The 20,754-nt window shown below is 32.6% G+C and carries 18 protein-coding genes, 1 other RNA gene and 1 pseudogene; 14 read left to right on the top strand and 6 right to left on the bottom strand.

From position 1 onward, the window contains the following. Positions 1–133 precede the first annotated feature (133 nt). Positions 134–469: a transfer-messenger RNA gene (gene ssrA, locus F9279_RS19385) on the top strand. Positions 470–839: 370 nt separating this feature from the next. Here ssrA and F9279_RS19390 read toward each other — a convergent pair. After that, a complete protein-coding gene (locus F9279_RS19390; RefSeq protein ID WP_152115950.1) occupies positions 840–1,022 on the bottom strand; it encodes a hypothetical protein in 183 nt (60 codons plus the stop codon). Between the two features lie 237 nt (positions 1,023–1,259). Further along, complete coding sequence (locus tag F9279_RS19395) at positions 1,260–1,850, bottom strand: DUF1349 domain-containing protein (RefSeq protein WP_152115967.1); 591 nt, start codon at positions 1,848–1,850, stop codon at positions 1,260–1,262. A gap of 470 nt (positions 1,851–2,320) precedes the next feature. Here F9279_RS19395 and F9279_RS19400 point away from each other — a divergent pair. Next, positions 2,321–3,484: pseudogene (locus F9279_RS19400) on the top strand (trans-sulfuration enzyme family protein). A 134-nt stretch (positions 3,485–3,618) separates the two neighbouring features. Here F9279_RS19400 and F9279_RS19405 read toward each other — a convergent pair. Together F9279_RS19405 and F9279_RS19410 are read right to left on the bottom strand one after the other, a co-directional pair. Then, on the bottom strand, positions 3,619–4,545 hold the full coding sequence (locus tag F9279_RS19405; protein WP_152115951.1) for an MBL fold metallo-hydrolase: 927 nt from the start codon (positions 4,543–4,545) through the stop codon (positions 3,619–3,621). Between the two features lie 23 nt (positions 4,546–4,568). Then, the gene (locus F9279_RS19410) at positions 4,569–5,186 is read right to left on the bottom strand and encodes a TetR/AcrR family transcriptional regulator (RefSeq protein ID WP_152115952.1); all 618 of its coding nucleotides are present in this window, start codon (positions 5,184–5,186) and stop codon (positions 4,569–4,571) included. Between the two features lie 172 nt (positions 5,187–5,358). Here F9279_RS19410 and F9279_RS19415 point away from each other — a divergent pair, with 172 nt between their 5' ends. Beyond that, positions 5,359–6,537: a YhgE/Pip domain-containing protein gene (locus tag F9279_RS19415; RefSeq protein WP_152115953.1), complete on the top strand. Its 1,179-nt coding sequence runs from the start codon at positions 5,359–5,361 to the stop codon at positions 6,535–6,537. 161 nt (positions 6,538–6,698) lie between these two features. Here F9279_RS19415 and F9279_RS19420 read toward each other — a convergent pair whose 3' ends face one another. Then, entirely contained in the window at positions 6,699–7,388 is a 690-nt protein-coding gene (locus tag F9279_RS19420) for an ArsR/SmtB family transcription factor (protein WP_152115968.1), read from the bottom strand. Between the two features lie 170 nt (positions 7,389–7,558). Here F9279_RS19420 and F9279_RS19425 point away from each other — a divergent pair, with 170 nt between their 5' ends. Continuing rightward, positions 7,559–8,443, top strand: coding sequence for a DMT family transporter (locus tag F9279_RS19425; RefSeq protein WP_152115954.1), 885 nt, complete (start codon positions 7,559–7,561; stop codon positions 8,441–8,443). Between the two features lie 207 nt (positions 8,444–8,650). After that, entirely contained in the window at positions 8,651–9,409 is a 759-nt protein-coding gene (locus F9279_RS19430; RefSeq protein WP_152115955.1) for an AAA family ATPase, read from the top strand. 190 nt (positions 9,410–9,599) lie between these two features. Here F9279_RS19430 and F9279_RS19435 read toward each other — a convergent pair whose 3' ends face one another. Then, on the bottom strand, positions 9,600–10,451 hold the full coding sequence (locus F9279_RS19435) for a Cof-type HAD-IIB family hydrolase (protein WP_152115956.1): 852 nt from the start codon (positions 10,449–10,451) through the stop codon (positions 9,600–9,602). 491 nt (positions 10,452–10,942) lie between these two features. Between F9279_RS19435 and F9279_RS19440 the strand changes: the two genes are divergently transcribed. The 9 genes from F9279_RS19440 (at position 10,943) to F9279_RS19480 (ending at position 20,637) form a co-directional block, all read left to right on the top strand. Continuing rightward, positions 10,943–11,248 carry a PTS lactose/cellobiose transporter subunit IIA gene (locus F9279_RS19440; protein ID WP_193224631.1) on the top strand — a complete coding sequence of 102 codons (306 nt, stop codon included), beginning with the start codon at positions 10,943–10,945 and terminating at the stop codon, positions 11,246–11,248. A gap of 60 nt (positions 11,249–11,308) precedes the next feature. After that, entirely contained in the window at positions 11,309–11,629 is a 321-nt protein-coding gene (locus F9279_RS19445; RefSeq protein WP_152115958.1) for a PTS cellobiose transporter subunit IIB, read from the top strand. Between the two features lie 266 nt (positions 11,630–11,895). After that, the gene (locus F9279_RS19450) at positions 11,896–12,399 is read left to right on the top strand and encodes a hypothetical protein (RefSeq protein WP_152115959.1); all 504 of its coding nucleotides are present in this window, start codon (positions 11,896–11,898) and stop codon (positions 12,397–12,399) included. A 19-nt stretch (positions 12,400–12,418) separates the two neighbouring features. Continuing rightward, complete coding sequence (gene celB / locus F9279_RS19455) at positions 12,419–13,774, top strand: PTS cellobiose transporter subunit IIC (RefSeq protein WP_152115960.1); 1,356 nt, start codon at positions 12,419–12,421, stop codon at positions 13,772–13,774. Positions 13,775–14,179: 405 nt separating this feature from the next. Next, positions 14,180–16,102, top strand: coding sequence for a BglG family transcription antiterminator (locus F9279_RS19460; RefSeq protein WP_152115961.1), 1,923 nt, complete (start codon positions 14,180–14,182; stop codon positions 16,100–16,102). A 176-nt stretch (positions 16,103–16,278) separates the two neighbouring features. Further along, positions 16,279–16,551 (top strand): SemiSWEET transporter, encoded by a 273-nt coding sequence (locus tag F9279_RS19465; RefSeq protein ID WP_152115962.1) that lies wholly within the window; start codon positions 16,279–16,281, stop codon positions 16,549–16,551. 756 nt (positions 16,552–17,307) lie between these two features. Then, positions 17,308–18,717 (top strand): glycoside hydrolase family 1 protein, encoded by a 1,410-nt coding sequence (locus F9279_RS19470; protein ID WP_152115963.1) that lies wholly within the window; start codon positions 17,308–17,310, stop codon positions 18,715–18,717. An 81-nt stretch (positions 18,718–18,798) separates the two neighbouring features. Beyond that, positions 18,799–19,506: a GntR family transcriptional regulator gene (locus F9279_RS19475; protein WP_152115964.1), complete on the top strand. Its 708-nt coding sequence runs from the start codon at positions 18,799–18,801 to the stop codon at positions 19,504–19,506. Positions 19,507–20,112: 606 nt separating this feature from the next. After that, on the top strand, positions 20,113–20,637 hold the full coding sequence (locus F9279_RS19480) for a hypothetical protein (protein WP_152115965.1): 525 nt from the start codon (positions 20,113–20,115) through the stop codon (positions 20,635–20,637). The last annotated feature ends 117 nt before the right edge of the window (positions 20,638–20,754 follow it).

Consider the following 20,754-nt stretch of genomic DNA (forward strand, 5'->3'; position numbering starts at 1 on the left):
TATGTTATAATTACTTATGTCGCTAAGACAACATAACTTAAAGCTCCTATTTTTAGAGCTTCCGAACGTACGCTGTAAAAAGCGGAAATCCTGTAATGTAACAATTACTTGATTTTATCCTATATGGGGACGCTACGGATTCGACAGGGATAGTTCGAGCTTAGGTTGCGAGTCGAGGGGATCGGCCTCGTTAAAACGTCAAAGCCTATAACTGGCAAACAACAAAACAACTTCGCTTTAGCTGCTTAATAGCGCTTAGCGGTTCCTCCCTCCATTGCCCATGTGGTAGGGTAAGGGACTCACTTTAAGTGGGCTACGCCGGATTCCACCGTCTGAGGAAGAAGGAAGAGAACAACCAGACTAGCTTATCGGACGCCTGTCAACAGGCAGAAGAATAAGCGAAATGCGAATATGTTGACTACACTCGTAGAAGCTTAAGTGCCGATGTTTCTGGACGTGGGTTCGATTAATTATTAGTCGCCTTGTGTGGTAACATGCAAGTGAAAATCTGGCTTTATCGGTGAAACCTAAGTCACATAAGTGATAAGGCAATGCCGAGCGGTATGTGAAGTAATTCAACAGCCGTGTATCGACTGATAGGCTACCAAGATTGGTAGTACTAAGATAAGAGATAAATACTTCTGATAAGAAGTAAATCTAGATCTCTTATAATACGCCAGAGGACCTAATCAATAGGTTCAAGATATAGTCAGTGCCATGACGAAAGCATGGAATTGCACGTCCCACCGTCTCCACCAAATATATATTTGGTGGTTTTTATTTTGTAAAAATCCTACCTTAGATAAAAACATACTTGTTAGAGCTGGAAGAAAAAATCTTCAAAATCCTTTTCTTCCTTTTTTTTCTCCAATAAGCGATTGAAGATACGTTATTAATTCTAAATCTGTCGATGTAATGGACAAACAGGGACGACGAAATTCTTCCTTATGCATTCTAGTTAGAGTTATCCTACCTTCTCCATCCATAATACCTGCTAAATATGATGCTCCCCATTTTTCCATCAGTAAAGCTCCTTTTTAATGAATATTATATCTTGAAAAAGGAATATATGTTCTGTTTTTAAGTTGTTTGTTAACCAAAAAAATTCCTCTGCTTATGTAATATTATTGGAACACTAAGTCCCAATAATATTACTTGTTTTTCTAGTTTCCATTTAATTTTACTGGGACCTTGGAAAGAGTGGGGATGATAACACTTTATCCTTGTTTTGATGCAAATCTATTAAGTAATATAGAGGTCTATCTACCCATACGAATATTCTTAACTGTTTTTCTTTCTATTAGTAGATCTTCATAAATTCTCTTTCCACCACTCCCCAATGGAGCCTGTGCAAGTAGTCCTACTTTAACAACCTCATCAACAGGCAAATGGAAAAATCTCATCATATAATAATTTTCACCATCAGTAGAATAGTGAAACGCAAAAGAAGTTCCACTTCTGCAAATTTGAAGCCATACAGTATTATCTTCAATGTTACACCCATTAGCGTCATCAGATTCTTCTTTAGTTACAACACTAACAACTGCATGTGTATCAAAATCTGTTAATTCAAAACATGCTTTTGCCCAATAGGACATATCTTTCATAACCATTATGGAAGCAGAATCGTATATGTCATTAAAATCATGGGAAACTTTCACTCGCATAACAAAATTTCCTGCCACTTCTGTATAATAAAAGGGTGCATTACATAATGACTCTGGAGTGATACCTTCTTCTCCAATTGCACCATTGTTGCAGAAAAAGTCAGTTTCTTTAGGTGCATATATTTCTATTCTATTATGTTCTTTGTTGATAACGCTCTCATTTATCCAATTGAAATTATACATCATTATTCCTCCTCATATATTAAACATAATATTACCCATAGAAATAGGTTTCTTTCTTATCTATATTCTATAATATTATATTTGAGTACATAGTTAGTAAAGACAACTCGTTTAATTACTATGATTTTTACCTTGTAATTATAATTCGTTAGAGAACCACCTATTTTTTAACATGATACTAAGGCTTTGGTAAAAAAATGATAATGTAATTAATAAATCCTAGAGATAGGTTTCTTAAAGCACTGAAGTTTTTGGAATTATGTTAGGAAGTTTATTGTCACGAACAAAATCCGTATTTATCTAGTTACTATATTGATAACCTCACTAAAATACATCTTAAATTCTATACTTAACTGTCTTTATAATTGCTATTATACTAGCAAATAAAGACAATAGAGGTTTTTATAGAAAAATGTTTACAATTACTAGAGACGAGAAAGGAAATGTGATGGCCGATGAAAGATAAAACCATGTTAATACACCACAAAGAAGACCAAACAAATTATCAAGGTGCAGTAGTTCCACCAATCTATCAGAATTCACTCTTTGTTTTTGAGGATTGGGACGCTATAAATCAGGCATTTGAAGATCCTATTAATAATAGTATCTATTCCCGAGGAAAGAATCCAGGAGTCTCGATGGTGGAAGAAAAGCTAGCGAAATTGTGTCATGGAGAAAAAGCCAAAATGTTCTCTAGTGGAATGGGAGCAATATCGGCTTCTATTCTTCATTATGTGAAGGCAAACGATCATATCATCTCCATTAATAATATTTATGGTCCTACAAATAATTTTATCCGTCACTATCTAAAAGAGAAATGTAACATAGATTCTACCTTTGTCGAGGGAAAGAATATTCAAGATTTTGAGAATGCTATCCGTCCCAATACAAAGCTAATTTATTTAGAATCACCCTCTAGTGCTATATTTTCTCTTCAAGATATAGAAGCAGTTGCAAAGCTAGCTAGAAAACATAAAATTAAAACAGTAATTGATAATACTTGGGCAAGTCCTATTTTTCAAAAGCCTCTAGATTTGGGGATAGATTTAGAGGTACATTCATGTTCAAAATATATCGGTGGTCATAGTGATATTGTAGCAGGTGTAATAGTAGGGAAAGAGAATGATCTAGATGAGATATTTACTCATGAAGCAGCGTTATTAGGGGCGAAAATGGCACCATTTGAAGCTTGGTTAATTCTTCGTAGTCTACGTACTTTATCTATTAGAATGAAAGAACATCAAAGTAATACAAGGAAAGTAATTGAATTATTACAGAATCACGAAGCAGTGGAAAAAATTTATTATCCAGGAATACCAAGTTTTGATCAATACGAACTAGCAAAGTAACAAATGACTGGTTTTTCGGGACTTTTTGCTTTTGAATTAAAGTCAGATAATCTTGATAAAATTAAGAAATTTGTGAACAGCTTACAACTTTTCAAAATTGGGGTTAGCTGGGGAGGGCATGAAAGCTTAGTATATGCCCCTGCAATAAGTTATTTAAAGGAACTATCACCAGAACAATTTAAAGCCATGAATATTTCTCTAGGAACTATAAGAATGTCGATTGGCTTAGAGGATAGTGATGATTTAGTGAGGGATTTAGAGGAATGTTTAGCGTATGTACTATAGATATAAATGGTTAAATTTTCTTTGAGTGCTTATTTTTGTAGAGAGATAAGTTAATCGACTAGGTAAATAAAAATATAAACTAGGGGCTGTTCCGATGAAAAGACCCCTAATTTATAAACTATACCTATTTAATTTTATAACCAATAAGACTCCCCAATTCTTAATTTTTTTAAATGTGAAGGATCTAATTGCAAGCTTTCCCATTCTGCTTCTAACCTTGCTATAGCTTCTGGACCAGTATCATCTGCCAAATGATAGGTCCCATAATGCATAGGAATAAAAGTGCTTCCTTTTAACTCTAAGAATGCTTTTACAGCATCTTCTGGATTTATGTGACTTACTTTCATAAACCATTCTGGCTCATAGGCTCCAATTGGCATTAGTACTGTTTGGATGTTAAACTTCTCCGCTATATCTTGAAATCCTCTGAAATATCCTGTGTCACCAACAAAATAGATAGAATGCTCCTTATCTTTACTCTCTATAATCCAACCACCCCAATGGGAAGTGTTTGTATCAGTAAGGGTTCGTTTTGTCCAATGCTGTGCAGGTACAAAAGAAAAGGTCATGTTATGCTCTTCAAATGAGTCATACCAATTACTTTCCACTACTTTTTTATAACCTCTTTTTCTAAAGGCATAACCTAACCCAATTGGAACATAATAAGTTGGATTACCTTTCAATTTCTTTAAGGTAGGGAAGTTTAAATGATCATAATGACCATGAGAGATAAATACGATATCTATCTCAGGCATGTCATTTAGGGAAATACCTGGTGCTGTTATGCGCTTTTGAAATCCCATACGATTCGCCCAAACAGGATCTGTAATCATATTCAATCCATTCATTTGAATAAAAAAGGTAGAATGTCCAATCCAAGTGATGGATGCAGTAGTTCGATTACTATTTAGTTTGTTGATCTCTTTTAGCGGAGCTTGCTCAATTTGGAAGCTAAGATCTTTTTTGTTTTTCTTACGTTCCTTTTGCCAGCGATAAAAATCAGTGAATGTTGTAGAATTCTCTATATCATCCAAGTTGTTATAACGGTGTTTCTGTGCCATGTCTACCTCCAAAAGAATGTAATTTACTTTTTAAGACCAGCTGCAAATAATGGACCATTCACATTAATAGTTGTTAAGATTCGTGCCATTTCTTGTGGAGTCTCTTTTCTACCACTATTGAGCCATTCTTGAATTACCCCTATTTTGGCATTCCCCATATAAGCGGCTAAAAATTTTCCAGGAACAAGAAGATTTTCTTCTTTCACTAATGAGTCAGGATTATTTTCATAGAGTGTTTGCCACATAAACTCTTTTAATTTCGTTTGAAAAGACAAATCACCTTTTGGACCTAGTAAAGCTCTCATAATATCACTGTTTTCATTTAAGAATTCGAACAATGAAACAGTAAGTGGAAATGGTGGAACGGAAGAAGCATTTGTTTCAAGGGAATTAATAATGCTTGGAAAGTTTTGCATGGCGATTCTTGACATTTCATGTAAAATCTCATCTTCGCATTTAGTCATTAAATCAAATTTATCTAAATAATGGGCATAGAATGTCCCTCTATTAATATTTGCTCTTGTTGTTATGTCTTTTACTGTAATGGCTTCGAAACCCTTTTCTTCTATTAATTCTATTAATGCATCTCGAATAGATTGCTTTGTCCTAATAACTCTTAAATCAGTTTTACTATTATTCACAATAAACTATCTCCTTTTGTAAAATAAACACAATGATAAAAAATGTTGGTTATCCAACACATTTTTTGTTTTTGACCATTGTAGGAAATGCAAATAAAACATATAATTTTGAACGTAATAAAACAACACGGTGTGCATTTATTATAACTTATCAACTTGGAGGATCACAAATATGTTTAAAAATAAACTACTAATATTAGCACCTATCATTGCATTGGTCATTATATTTATCTTTTCTCTAACTCTTATTCCTTCGGTTCAACCAGAACCGAAAAATCTACCTATTGCTATTGTCAATGAGGATGAAGGATTAGAAATGCCAAATCAGACTAAGTTGAATATGGGTGAAACAATCGTCGAAATGATTAAAGAAAACTCAAAAGCAACTTCTGATCAAGAAGACCCTACTGTAAGATGGGTAGAAGTTAAAAATTCTACAGAAGTTCAAAAAGGTTTAGACAATCAAGAGTACTATGCAGCATTAGTTATTCCAAAGGATTTCAGTGCTAAACAGGCTTCTTTACAAACTGCAGCTCCTGCTTCTCCTGAAATTGATATATATGTAAACCAAGGGATGAACACAATGGCGTCAACTTTGGCAGGTCAAATATTAAATGGAGTAGTAGATAATATTAACAACAATGTTCGTGCAAATATACTAGATGGGCTAGAAAAACAAGGTGCAACATTAACTTCTAAGCAAGTGGAAAGTCTAGTAACACCTATTACAAAAAAAGTGACAAATGTTAATGAAACTGGTACAAATAGTGCAAATGGAAATGCACCTGTATCCTTATTTCAACCGCTATGGATGGGTAGTATAGCAAGTGCAGCTATCATATTTATTGCTCTTAGAAAAGTAGCTGTTACTAGTCGTAAGCAAAGCTTTATAGTTAAATTCGTGCAAATTTTAATGGGAGCAATCGCTACGCTTGTAGTTGGATTTGGTTTAACATTAATAGCAGATAAGGTAGTTGACATTCATATACCTGATTTTACTAGTACAGCGTTGTTCTTATCTATCACATCTTTCAGCTTCTTTCTGATGATATCAGCTGTCCTTTCCTTAATAGGGCTAAGAGGAATGCCTATTTTCATCTTAATGCTGTTCTTTGGTGCACCATTGCTTGCAATGGCTCCAGAAATGATGTCACCATTCTATCAGGACTGGGTGTATTCTTGGTTACCAATGCGTTATATGGTAGGAGGTTTACGAGAACTTCTATTCTTTGGCAATGAATTAAGTTGGGATATTGTCTCTACTCTTGTTTGGATCGGAATAGTGGGAATGGTAGTTATACTAGCTTCTGCAAAAAGATCTCAATCAACAGATAAACAATTACAAAATTAATAAATATAACAAGCCGTTTTCCTTCATTGGATAAACGGCTTGTTTTTGTTATAAGCGTATTATTTCTTTTTTTTTACTTATTTAAAAATGCAGCCCTAAATAGATAGAGTGGTTTAATAAGATAATAAAGCGTCCGCAATAAACTAATTAAAATATTTGCCTCAAATTGAATCTATTCCGAAATAGGTTCTAAATCCATCCTTTCCTAAGGGGGTAATTATAATCTCACGTGAATTAGGTTTAGATTCTATCCACTTCCATTCTAAATATTTTTCAAATAATGCATTACCTAATGCACCACCCAAATGATGGGTGCGTTCACTCCAATCGAGACATGCATGGGAGAAGGAACGGCGCTTTTTTGATAAGGCTACTAGGTCAATTTCTAAATCCTTAAAGAATAATTCTCCTTTAGAGGTAACGTTAAAATTTTTATCTTTTTTCTCTATGTATTCTAAGCTTTGCATCTTTTTTGTTAATGTAATACTAATTTGCCCAGCTAAATGATCATAACAGGTTCTTGCATGTTCTAGTCTTTTTAATTGACTAGATTGTTTTAGTGATCTAATTTCAGGTGGTGGTGAAATAGCCATTAATAATTCAAGTGTATGAGCAACTTCTTGATTTGCTAATTGAAAATATCGGAACCTACCACTGCTTTCGGTTTTTACAAGATTGTTATCGACTAATTTGCCAAGATGAAAGCTAGCAGTTTGAGGCGTAATGGCTGCCATATAGGCTAATTCACTCGCTGTATGAAATTTGCCGTCCATTAATCCAGCTAGAATAGTGACTCTTGATTTTTCACCTAATAAAGATGTAAGTGCAGATATATTGGGATTCATTCTAATCTTCCCCTCCTTGTAATCCACATTTCGATGAGCATCGTATCATCAAACGTTTAAACTAATTTTAAAGGATGTTTAGATGTATTCTCAAGAGAGAAGTAGTGTCTCTCCTTTCTATTAAATGAGTCATTTGAACAAATTTATCCATATTCATTTAAACTGGAGGAATAAAGGTGAAATCTTACATGTATTTTTTATTAATCATTTTAACAACGGCACTAATGGGCTCTTCTTTTGCAATCGGGAAAATAGGGTTACAATATTCTTCCCCACTTTTATTGGCGGGTTTACGTTTCTTATTGGCTGGTGTTATCATGGCTATTTTAGTAAAGATAACAAACCAACCTCACCCAGCTAGTAAGGAACAGTGGAGCAAAGTACTTATTATCGGATCCTTACAAACAGCAACTGTAATGGGATGTATTTTTATAAGCTTAAGAACAATAACTGCAAGCGAGTCATCCATTCTAACATTCATGAATCCACTATTAGTTATTATATTTGGTACGGTCTTTATGCAAATTCGTTATAAATGGTATCAATGGAGTGGCGTTCTTTTAGGGTTTATTGGTGTAGCAACAACATTAGGAGGTATAAAGGACATGAAGATAGGCATTCTCTTTGGTGCACTTTCTTCTGTGTTTTGGGCTATTTCTACTTTATTAGTAAATAAGTGGGGAAGCAATTTTAACACATGGGTACTTTCAGCGTATCAAATGCTGTTTGGTGGGTTAATTCTTATCATTTTAAGTTTATTGATTGAAAAACCTTTTTTCGACTTAAACATGAAGTCCGTTTCTCTACTACTATGGTTAAGCATCATGTCCTCTATTGTGCAATTTGCTTTGTGGTATTTTCTTTTACAGAAAGGAGAACCAGGAAAAACTAGCTCTTATCTGTTTTTAGCTCCTTTCTTTGGCGTATTAACTGGTAGTGTTCTATTAAATGAAACTATTTCACTAGAATTTTTAGGTGGTGGTCTTCTAATAATAATAGGTATTTTCTTAGTGAATAGTAAATTTAATAAAAAAGAAGAACTATCTACTAGACATATGTAAGAAATTTAGCAAATGTAGTTGCATATCTATAGTCATTTACAAAAAGATTTGTAGATTGGAAGGAGAAAATTTATTTGAAAAGAAGTAGTTTTTATACTATTGTTTTAGAAAAAGCAGGATATATCAGATGTGATTTTTACGTATGTACCTTAAACTATTAGTTACATACAATGTTAATTTCATTTAAACGGAGGTGACTAAGTAAAGATGTTAAACCAAGATTCTCAATACATTAGAGCGGTTAAACTTAAAAGTGAGCATACTTTAGCACGTGATAGTTTCCCACTTAATCTTCCAGTTATTCAGAACTTAGAAGAAATAATATTTCATCCTAACGTTACTTATATTATTGGAGAAAATGGAATGGGGAAATCAACTTTACTAGAGGGCATTGCTATTGCTTATGGATTTAATCCAGAAGGTGGCACATTAAACTTTAACTTTTCTAGTTATGACTCCCACTCAGATTTAGATAAGTACCTTCGTTTAATTAAGGGAGTGAATAGAGCGGAGGATCATTTTTTCCTTAGAGCAGAAACCTTTTATAACTTAGCAAGCAATATAGAAGATTTAGATAGGGAGGATGATCCAATATCTGGTCCTAAAATTATTAATTCCTATGGAGGAAGATCCCTACATGAACAATCACACGGTGAATCTTTTTTCGCAGCCTTTACAGAACGCTTTAAAGGAAAAGGTTTATATATTTTAGATGAACCTGAAGCAGCATTATCGCCATTAAGACAAATGTCGATGTTAGCAAGAATTAATGATCTTGTTAAAGAAGGGTCTCAATTTATTATTGCTACTCATTCTCCCATTATTATGGCTTATCCGAATGCTAAAATCATTCAGCTTTCAGAAGATGAGATATATGAATCAACATTAGAAGATACTCAACATTATTCCATTATGAAGCAGTTTTTTGAAAATAAAGATCGGATGCTGCACCATCTTTTTCAATAAAAAAATAAACGTAGGGACTTTCTCTAATTAAAGAGAAAGTCCTTTTATCAAGAATATAGTGTGAACTTAATAATCATATCATGTATAAGCTATTAAATTAAAGAAACCATAGTATTCCATATATCATCTTTGTTCTTTAAGTCAGCTTTTTTCATTCTAGGTATCAAATATACGCTACCTAATGATTGAATTAGTAATCAGCATTCTTTATATATTTACTTAATGTATAAGCAATTCCATCTTCTTCATTAGAACGAGTCACTTCATCAGCGGCAGCCTTTAAATCATCTACTGCGTTAGCCATTGCAACTCCAAGTCCTGCATATTCGACCATTGTTGCATCGTTATGTCCATCTCCAAAAGCAATCATTTCTTCCCTCTTGTAGCCTCTAGGAATTAATACAGTATCCAAAGCCTTAGCCTTATCAATACCCTTAGCTGTAAACTCAAAGTAAAAAGGAGCGGTAAACATACAACTTAAAGTATCTTTAAAAGGTTCCATCATTTCTTTATAATGATTCAGAAGATAATCAGGAGATCCAGCTGTTAGAATTTTATTCAATGGATAATCAGCGAAAGCCGCCAAATCATCTACTTCACATAACTTAAACTTTCCACCACGAGATTCATATTGAATGATGTTAATAGGATTCCCATCATAAATAACTTCATTGTTAAAAACATCTGTTACAAACATGTAGTCATCTTTATTGATCATAGGCATTACATTAAATTTTTTCATATGCTCCAGAACTGCCTGTCCATGTTCCACGCTCATTGTTTCGTTGAATAATACTTCATTCGTTTCACAATCCACTACCATTGATCCATTAAAAGAAACTAAAAGCCCATGGTGTTCTTCCATTTTTAATTCTTTAGCAAAATCCATTAATCCAGATGTAGGTCTTCCAGATGCAAGAACTAAGATTGCTCCAGCTTCTTGTGCTTTCATTAAAACTTCTTTTGTTTTTGCAGAAATCTTTTTTTCCTTATTGGTCAAGGTGCCATCTACATCCATAATAATGACTTTAATATCATCCATTTTTTAGTTCCCCCTTCAATTGTTTAAGGATATGAGTATGGAGAGTTGATTTTCTTTCATCATATAATACATTTGCCTAAATTAACTACTTAAATAAAAAATTAGATGGAAACAAATTCTTGGAGTTGATAATAAGTGAGGGAAGGAAAATGCAATGTAATAGGTTTATTCATGTGATATCTGAATTCAAGTTCTTTTGCAGAGGGAGCAACATTTTATCCTTTCCGTTATTGGTTTCCGTTTTTATGGTAATGTTTTCCGTTGCGCAAAGGAAAGACTTTAAATTAACTTAAAGGTAAATCTGTTATAAGATTTAATCAAGCAGTTAAATAGTAAATGAAAACGTTATCAAATAAACTAGAACTATTCCATATTGTATAAGCAACCATACACATAATACTTAAGAGACATCGAAGAAAAGCTACTAGTTTATTATTTACTGCCAAATGTAAAAATATGAACTTATCTATTTAAACTTAAGGGTGATTGTGATGAACTTAGAAGAAATCAGTTTTCAAATTATTCTAAATGGAGGAAATGCTCGAGGTTTAGCAATGGAAGCTATTAATGATGCTAGAATCGGAGAGTTTGACTTAGCTGAACAAAAACTAGAAGACGCAAATGAAGCAATGAGAGTCGCTCATCGTTATCAGACAGATCTTATTCAAGGTGAAGCTCGTGGAGAAAAATTTGAGATTCGTTTATTACTCATCCATGCACAAGATCATTTAATGAATGCAATGACAGTTATTGATTTAGCGAAAGAAATCATTGCACTTCATAAGAAAACGAATTGAGTAGAATTTATCAATATGTTAAAAGTCAAAAAAACTCATATCTAACTGGAGGAATATAAAATGAAAAAAGTATTAATTATTTGTGCAGCTGGAATGTCATCTTCTTTAATGGCAAAAAAGACAACTGAATACTTTAAATCAAAGGGTCAAGATATTGTATTAGATGCTATTTCCGCTAACGAAGGTGGAAAACTGATTGAAAAAGGTGAATTTGATCTCTATCTAGTAAGCCCTCAAACAAAAATGTATTTTAATAAGCTGAAAGAAACTGGTGATCGTGCAGGAAAACCTGTAGTGAATATTCCACCACAAGCATATGTTCCAATTCCAATGGGCATTGAAAAACTTGGTAATGTAATTTTACAAGAGTTACCGAATTAATCTATTTCTAGAGCTATATTCCATGAATGTTGCGCGCAAGCAAAAGTGGTTTTTATTAGAAACATTTGGTTCTTCGCTTTCTAATTGTTTAATATGCCTATCTCTTTTTCAATTACTTTAAGAAGGTAATAGAATGGTTCGAGTTTCAAGAATAATGAAAGCGTTATCTAAATCTAGTTTTACAAATATATCAAAATGATACACTTGGCGAAAAGGGAACAAGGCATATAGGTGAAGAGCCAGATGATGAAAAATGAGGGATGAATATGAATAACAATGATAGAGCACTGTTAGAAAAGAACAGAAAAAAGCAAAGTTTAAAATCGATGTACTTTAATCGCTATTTGCTTGTTAGATATGTAACGGCATTATTCTTTTTTTCAAACTTGTACTGGTTAATTTCATTGGTATTAAGTGATTCTATACTTTATGTAATTCCATTAGTATTAATACTATTTTTATTAGCTAGTTTTGCAGAGCAAGTGAAGATTTATAGTAGCCCAACTAATAATGCCAGATACACTAAGTACTGTTTTACAGCATTGCTTGTAACAAACGTTATTTGTATACTACCTGTTTGTTTTTCTTCGTCTTTTGCTCATTTATATCCATTCCTAGTTAATCAGGATAAATCAAGAATATTAGTATTAACGATTTTAATTTTTGGATTGTTATTAGCTGCTTTCATTCTTAGACGTTTGGATAAGATTAGACACAACGATGATAAGCATTATGCACGCATTAAATCATATGAAAAGGTTATTAATTAAGAAGAAAAGAGGAGTTTATATGTCAGGAGAAAACAAGGTATTTGCTCTTTTTGAAAAGTATTTAATGGGTCCGATGGGGAAAGTTGCATCCTTACGTTTCGTCCGTGCCGTAATGGCTGCAGGGATGGCTTCCATTCCATTTACTATTGTAGGATCTATGTTCCTTGTACTCAATGTATTACCACAAACACTTACCTTTTTAGAAGGATTCTTCAATAGTACATTCTTTAAAATTAGTGACTTATATATGTTAGCAAATAAATCTACAATGGGAATTCTAGCCTTATATTTTAATCTTGTAATAGGATATGAGTATACAAAAATCATTGCGGATGAGGATAACTTAAATCTTAATCCTTTAAATGGTGCATTACTTTCCATGTTTGCGTTCTTTATGACTATTCCAATGCTAGTGATAGATAGTGGGAAAATTGCACTTGTTCAACAGATCGATGATTCAACAACAATTGTTAGTGGCTGGCAAATGGTTAGTGATGGTGTGAGTCGTTTAGGTACAACAGGGATTTTCGCTGCCATTATTGTAGGAGTTATAGCCGTACAGTTATATAGATTATGTGTGAAACAAAATTGGGTTATTAAAATGCCAGAAGCAGTACCAGAAGGTGTTTCAAGATCATTCACAGCATTAATACCAGCATTTTTAGTAGCATTTGTTATCTTGATTATTAATGGGATATTAGTGGCTGTAGGTACAGATTTATTTAAGGTTGTAGCTGTTCCATTTAGCTTTGTTACTAACTTAACAAACAGTTGGTTAGGTATTATGGTAATTTACTTCTTAATCCATGCACTTTGGATCGTAGGTATTCATGGAGCGAATATTGTAGGAGCATTTTTAACACCAATTCTGTTAACTAACATGGCAACTAACTTAGACGGTGGGAATATTCCATTTGCAGGGGAGTTTCCAAACTCATTCGTTATTATGGGTGGTTCAGGAGCGACTTTAGGTTTAGTATTATTCATTGCATTTTTAGCTAAATCACAACAATTAAAAATTCTAGGTAAAGCTTCTCTAGCACCTGGTATTTTCAATATTAATGAACCAATCCTATTTGGATTACCGATTGTTTACAATCCATATTTAGCTATCCCATTCTTCTTAGCTCCTATGGCATCAGCATCTATTGGTTATTGGGCAATTAAGTTGAAATTTGTTGAACCAATCATTGCACAAGTACCTTGGCCATCTCCTATCGGTATCGGAGCATTTATTGGAACAGCAGGAGACTTTATGGCAGTTATTGTTGCATTAATCTGTGGTGTAGTAGCTTTCCTAATTTGGTTCCCGTTCATTAAAATGTATGATAATAAACTAGTAGAACAAGAAAAAGGTGGAGAAACAGTAATCTAATTTAAACGAAAAAAATGCAGATTACTATGCTATACAGTTAAGGTAAAAAAGTTAGTTCCCTATTAACTTAATATCCTAACATGATAAAAGAAGACGGTTCTCTGTGGGAATAAGCCGTCTTCTTCATCTTTTACAAAGTAAAATATAGAAGATAGAATAGATGGTAAAAGCGTGTTATTGATACGAGTGGGGAAGAGCTTTAATACATGTATAATTGTAAATACTATTAGTACAATAATATTTACAATTATACATGTATCTGGAAAAATGGAGTTGTAGTGAAAACTCCATTTTTTCCTATATTTTGCTTTTTGACTTTTTCATTATAGAGGTAGGCAGGTTATTCTAAACAAGGCAGAAACTGTTTAGATGATGAAAATATCATGGAAAGGGGAGCTGAATGCTTTGACTTTACTATCAAAACGACAAAAGGATATATTAATCCTATTATCAAAGTCAAAAGAGCCCGTTACTTCCAACTGGATGGCAAAGGAATTAGGCGTTAGTGACCGTACCATAAGAAATGAAATCAAAGTAATGCAGGATAATCAAATAAATGGATCAATAGTGGAAATTGATTCTATTAGAGGGAAAGGGTATATGCTGAGAATAGTAGACTCTGAACGATTCTCTCATGCACTCTATGAGAAAACAGCAGAAGATAATACAATAGCAAATGATTTTGCTGATAAGGATGCTAGAGTTCTCTATATCCTAAAGCGTTTATTCTTAGAGAAGGGATTTATTAAACTAGAGAACTTCTCGGATGAGATGTATGTTTCTATGTCAACCCTTCAAAATGATCTGAAAATCGTGAAAGAGGTTCTAGATAAGTATAAATTAAGATTAATAAATCGACCTCACTATGGATCAAAGGTAGAAGGCGATGAATATATGAAACGGTTATGTTTATCTAATCTACTATTAAATCGAAACCATGAGACATTTCTTAAAGAAGACTCTTTACAATTAATTGATCCAGTCCTTTTAAAAAAATTGAAAGAAATTATTATTCATAAGGTCAATAAATACAAAATGGATATATCTGACATCTCGCTAGAGAATTTAGCAACACACATAGCCATTGCTTGTAGAAGAATAAAAGAAGGCTTTGTGATGGAAGAATTAACAGAAGTAATAGTAGACGATCATCCATTTGAAAAAATTGTAGCCAAAGAAATTATACATAAAATAGAAGGATTAACTGGACTAGTTTTCCCAGAAGCAGAAATTCATTATATTATTGTGCATCTAGTAGGTACCAAATTGTTACATAAAAAAGAACTAGTGGAATTTGGAAAGTTTGATGAAGCAGGAACTATTATTAACAGGATGTTAGAGCGATTAAAGTCTGAATTAAATTGGGATTTTAGTCAGGATCGTGAATTTGTTCAAGCATTAACACTGCATATACGACCTGCAATGAATAGATTACGAAATAGAATGAACATCCGTAATCCACTATTACATGATATAAAGAAGAAATATCCAGCTGCATTTGAAGGTGCTATTATAGCGAGTAAGTGTATAGAAGAATATTTAGAAATAGAGGTCATTGAAGATGAGATTGCTTATATTTCTCTGCACATCGGGGTTGCACTTGAACGGATAAAGTTAGAAAAGAAAAAAAGAAAAAAAGTACTGATTGTTTGTGCTTCAGGGGTAGGTAGTGCTAGATTACTATACTATCGGTTGCAAAATTTATTTGATCAAGAATTAGAAATTGTAGATACCATTAATTATTATAATTTATCTTCTTACAATTTATCGTTTATTGATTTAATCATTAGTACTATTCCAATAACAGAAGAGATAGGGATACCCATACAAGTGGTTAACACTTTTTTAGAAGATAAAGATATAAACTCCATTAAAAGTTATTTATCCATTTCTACACATAAGGTAGAGAATCATTTACATCCATCTAGAATCTTTCTTCAACAAGAATTACAATCAAAAGAGGGTATTATTCAATTTTTATGTGATGAATTATATAAGCAAGAGCTTGTACCAAAGAATTATGTAGACCTTGTATTAGAGAGAGAATCTATTGCACCTACTAGTTATGGAAATTTAGTAGCAGTTCCTCATCCAATGGTGCCAGTGACAGAAGAGACATTTTGGACAGTATGTACATTAACAAGTCCTGTACAGTGGCATGATCAACAGATGGTTCAATTTGTTTGTTTGCTAAATATTAAAGAAGGTACTCAAACAGAGTTAGATGGTATGTTTAAGAAATTGATTTCCATTATTGAGAATAAGACAATTGTCCAAAAAATTATTAAAAGTAAAAATGCTAATGAGTTAATAGACTTATTAACTTAATAACAAAAATAGAATCTAATTTAATACTAGAAAATGAGTAGATGATGTGGTTGATTTATCTAAAAAGTTCCGTTGGCATAGGAAAATATTCATGTTAAACATGATAGTGAAATCCCTTACTATAAGGATAGTTCAGTAGAATTTATTTATATTTCCTTGTAGAAAGGCGGAAAAGCATGGATCATTTGTTTTCATTTTTTGGATACATTGCCTCCATTTTAACAACCTTATCATTTTTACCTCAAGCAATTAAGACAATTAAGGAAAGAAACACGGACGGTATTTCCTTATTAATGTACACTATGTTCACTTTAGGTGTATTTTTATGGGCAATCTATGGATTTTATATTCAGGATATCGCAATACTTCTTGGGAATTCAGTTACTCTATTATTTGCTTTGACTATTTTGAGTGTGAAAATTAAAAATATGAAAAGGGAAACATATTAGTTTTACGTTTATTATCCATGTAATAAATGAATAAAAATTGTGCATCCTTGTCCGAATGATGACCTTTCTTTACTATGTTTAAATTGTATTAGGAAAAGAATAGATATCAAGAAATATTATAAATTAAAATTTTGTTCGGTGTTAATATCATTGTAATAGCTAGAAGTAGTGCTTGAATTAGTAGTTAAAACACAGTGAATTTTCGAATGATTGGTTTTAAATATTTCTGATATTGATGTAAAAACTAATTAAATAATGAATAATAAATAATAAAAAGCTAGTGTGAAAACACTAGCTTTTTCACTTTGTTGAAAAAGGATTATGTCTATTCTAATCCGAATAATTTATGTGGCATTAGTATGTCGAGAACTTGCATAGGAATGGGGAGATGATTTCCGTTACAGGTGTTCCTGCCCATGGCCTGCAGGGTCTCAGCTGTCTCGTAGCTCCCACAGAAGTTTCACCCCTGGAACGTAGATCATCTGGATAAAAATTCTATTTGATCTTTCTAAATTACTTTTGCTTCAAGCTGACCCCTTTTTGATCCAATTTATGTTTAGTGACTTAGAAGAACAATCATAATGCTAGAGAGAATAGTTAATAAAGTTTAATGGCTACATAGGAATAATGTAATCAATTCATGAAAGTAAAGATAGAATTTCTGCTAGTAATAAAAGCTAAAAAAGCTTATACTATTATTAAATTTGTACCAATAAATTTAATTTATAACTATATATTTTTATCGGAGGTTTAGTAATGCGATTTCCACACGATTTTTTATTTGGCGCAGCATCTGCTTCTTATCAAGTAGAGGGAGCATGGAATGAAGATGGAAAAGGGAAAACAAATTGGGACGTTTTCTCTAAAATTCCAGGAAAAACATTCGAAGGAACTACTGGAGACATTGCAATTGACCATTATCATCGATACAAAGAAGATGTGAAATTGATGGCAGAAATGGGGTTAGAATCTTACCGATTTTCTGTGTCTTGGGCACGGATTTTTCCAGACGGTGATGGTGAAGTTAATGAAAAAGGTTTAGAATTTTATAATAATCTTATAGATGAATGTCTAAAATATGCTATTGTTCCCTTTGTAACCTTGTATCATTGGGATTTGCCTTTACCTCTTGAAGAGGATGGAGGATGGACGAATAAACGTACAGCGGAAGCATTCGTTAAATATGCAGAAACATGCTTTAAATCATTTGGGGATCGTGTAAAACATTGGATTACATTTAATGAAACAGTAATGTTTTGTGGGTTAGGATACTTAAAAGGAGCTCATCCACCTGGTATTCAAAATGATCCTAAGAAATATTTCCAAGCTACTCATTATGTGTTTTATGCTCATGCGAAAGCAGTCGGAGTGTATAAATCATTAAAGCAATATGGGGAAATTGGTATTACTCATGTTTTCTTGCCTGCATATAGTGTGGATAATCAAGTAGATAATAGATTAGCTGCTCATCATGCGAATGAATATGAAACTTTTTGGTACTATGACCCAATCTTAAAAGGAGAATACCCTCATTATGTTGTAGAGCAATTAGAGGATAAAGGCTGGACTCCTACTTGGACAGAAGAAGAATTAGATATGTTAAGGAGAAATGCTGTAAACAATGACTTCATTGGGCTAAACTATTACCAGCCAATTAGGGTGGAAAGAATACAAGACAGTAATGTTCAAATAGAGCATTCTAGAGAAACCTCTACACTAGCTCCTGGTAATCCTTCTTTTGATGGGTATTATCGAACGGTAAAAATGGAAGATAAGACCTATACAAAATGGGGGTGGGAAATCTCACCTCAAGGATTTTTGGATGGTTTGCATATGTTGAAAGAGCGTTATGGGGATATAAAAATGTATGTAACTGAAAATGGTCTTGGTGATGAAGATCCAATAATGGATGGAGAAATTGTAGATGTTCCAAGGATTAAATATATTGAGGAGCACTTAAAAGTGGTGAAGCGTGCCATCCAAGAAGGTATCAATTTAAAAGGATACTATGCATGGTCTGTGATTGATTTATTAAGCTGGCTAAATGGCTATAAAAAGCAATATGGTTTTATTTATGTGGATCACAAAGATAATTTGAATCGAAAGAAGAAGCTTTCGTTCCATTGGTATAAACATATCATTGAAACGAGGGGGGAAGAACTGTAATATGTATAAAACCTCTTGAATTACTTCAAGGGGTTTTTGTGTATAATATAACCATTAATTACTATTGAATAGGGAGATTATATGGCTGCAAAATATAAAGAAATGGCAGATCAGCTTGAAAGAGAAATAAGAGAAGGAAAATATAACAGGACAAAAAAACTACCAACAGAGGATGAATTGATTAAAACGTTCGCAGTGAGCAGAAATACAGTTCGTAAAGCAATAACTCAGCTTGTGAATCGTGGATATATCTATCAGGTACAAGGAAGTGGGATGTTTTTACGAGAAGATTCTATAACAGACTATGTAAATTTAGGTAGTCTAAGAGGATTAACCAAAGATTTACTATCAAGTACTATTGAAACAAAGATATTGGAGCTAAAAGTAATAGAAGCTGACGATGATAAGGCAAATAAATTACGATGTGCAGTTGGAACACAACTATATTTTGTAAAACGTCTTCGTATTGTAGATAAAGAACCGTTTTCTATTGAGGTAAGTTATTTTAATAAAGATATAGTGCCGTATTTAAGTGAAGAGATTGCGAAGAACTCAATTTATAGTTATCTAATAGATGACTTGAGATTACAGATTGGATTTGCAGATAAGGTGATTTTTTGTGAGAAAATAGATGAAGAAACTGCAAGCGTACTAAGTATTAGTCCAAATGATCCCTCATTAATCATAGAAAATACGGTCTGTTTAGTAAAAGGTACCATTTTTGAAATATCTCAATCTATATTTCACTATCAAAAGGCTAAATTATTGAATCGAATTAATTTTAAATAAAAGAATAATTCTTTATAAAAAGCTTTGTAAGTTGTATAGACATACACAGCTCTTAACTAAGTTATAACACTATTTTGAAAATATAAAGGAGGATATAATTCATTCCACTTCTTATTAAATCAGTAATATACAAAGCATTTATAATTTATGTATAAGTATTTCAAGGTAGGAGGCATAGTCTGATTATCTGTTACTGTTGTCCAGCTAGATAAGGTTTCCATAGATGGTAATATAGATGTGATTAAATGTATGGATGATAGAACTTGTGGTATGAAACCACAAGTTTTTTTATTACATCTATGTTACAATCTAACTGTATACACGCATATATCTAGCTACGTTTATAACATAGACAAAAATTATAGTTATATGGGAAACGAAGTTTGGATGTGAACCGTTATGGAGAGAATTTTTGTATCAGGTTTATTAGCATATAAATAGTAATAATAGAATCTAGTAAATTAGATAAGTGGTTTTGGATGGACATAGTAAGTTTATATTCCACAGACTATTCGAAAAATAAATAAGGTTACGAAGAGATGAATCTAGAAGGAAATAAGGCTTGCACATATATAAAGAGATATATTTAATTAGTGGGTGAAATTCTTGATTATTGGGTTATTCGTTGCCATTATTGGAATTATTCCGATGGTTTTGGCAATTAGTGTTAGGAAAATATATAATCAATCTGAAGTATCATATGCTTTGTTGTTATATATGCTAGCTATCAGTTTGTGGCAACTGGATGTAGCGATATTATATTTTGATGGCATCTTTTCAAAAGAGACAGTATTTTGGGTATTTAAAATTCTTCGTATGGGTCCGACATTTATGATACCAATTGTTTTTTATCTTGCATATGTACTAATAAAAAAACATACTACCAATATAAAAAACAAAGCCATTTATAGATATTTGATTTCTATTTTTAATAAAAAGGTTTTAAGCTTTTTAATTATTTGGAGTACACTTATTTATATTATTAATATGACAGGGTTTGGCATTGTTGGATTGGAAGAAATAGAGATTCCTAGTATTGGGTCTGCATACTATTATCCGCAATATGGTCCACTTCATATTTTATATATTTTTCATACGGGTAGTTTTCTTTTATTTGTTATTTTACACTAGCGTCGCATTAAAATAACGTATCACACTTAATTAATCTAAATTTTCTGCATTCTATCCATTACACAAAAAAATCCTTTATAATGGTCTGGTGGTAGTAACCTATCCAAATCCAATATA

Origin of the sequence: Bacillus sp. B1-b2, from assembly GCF_009183415.1 — a bacterium.
Lineage (GTDB): Bacteria > Bacillota > Bacilli > Bacillales > Cytobacillaceae > Niallia.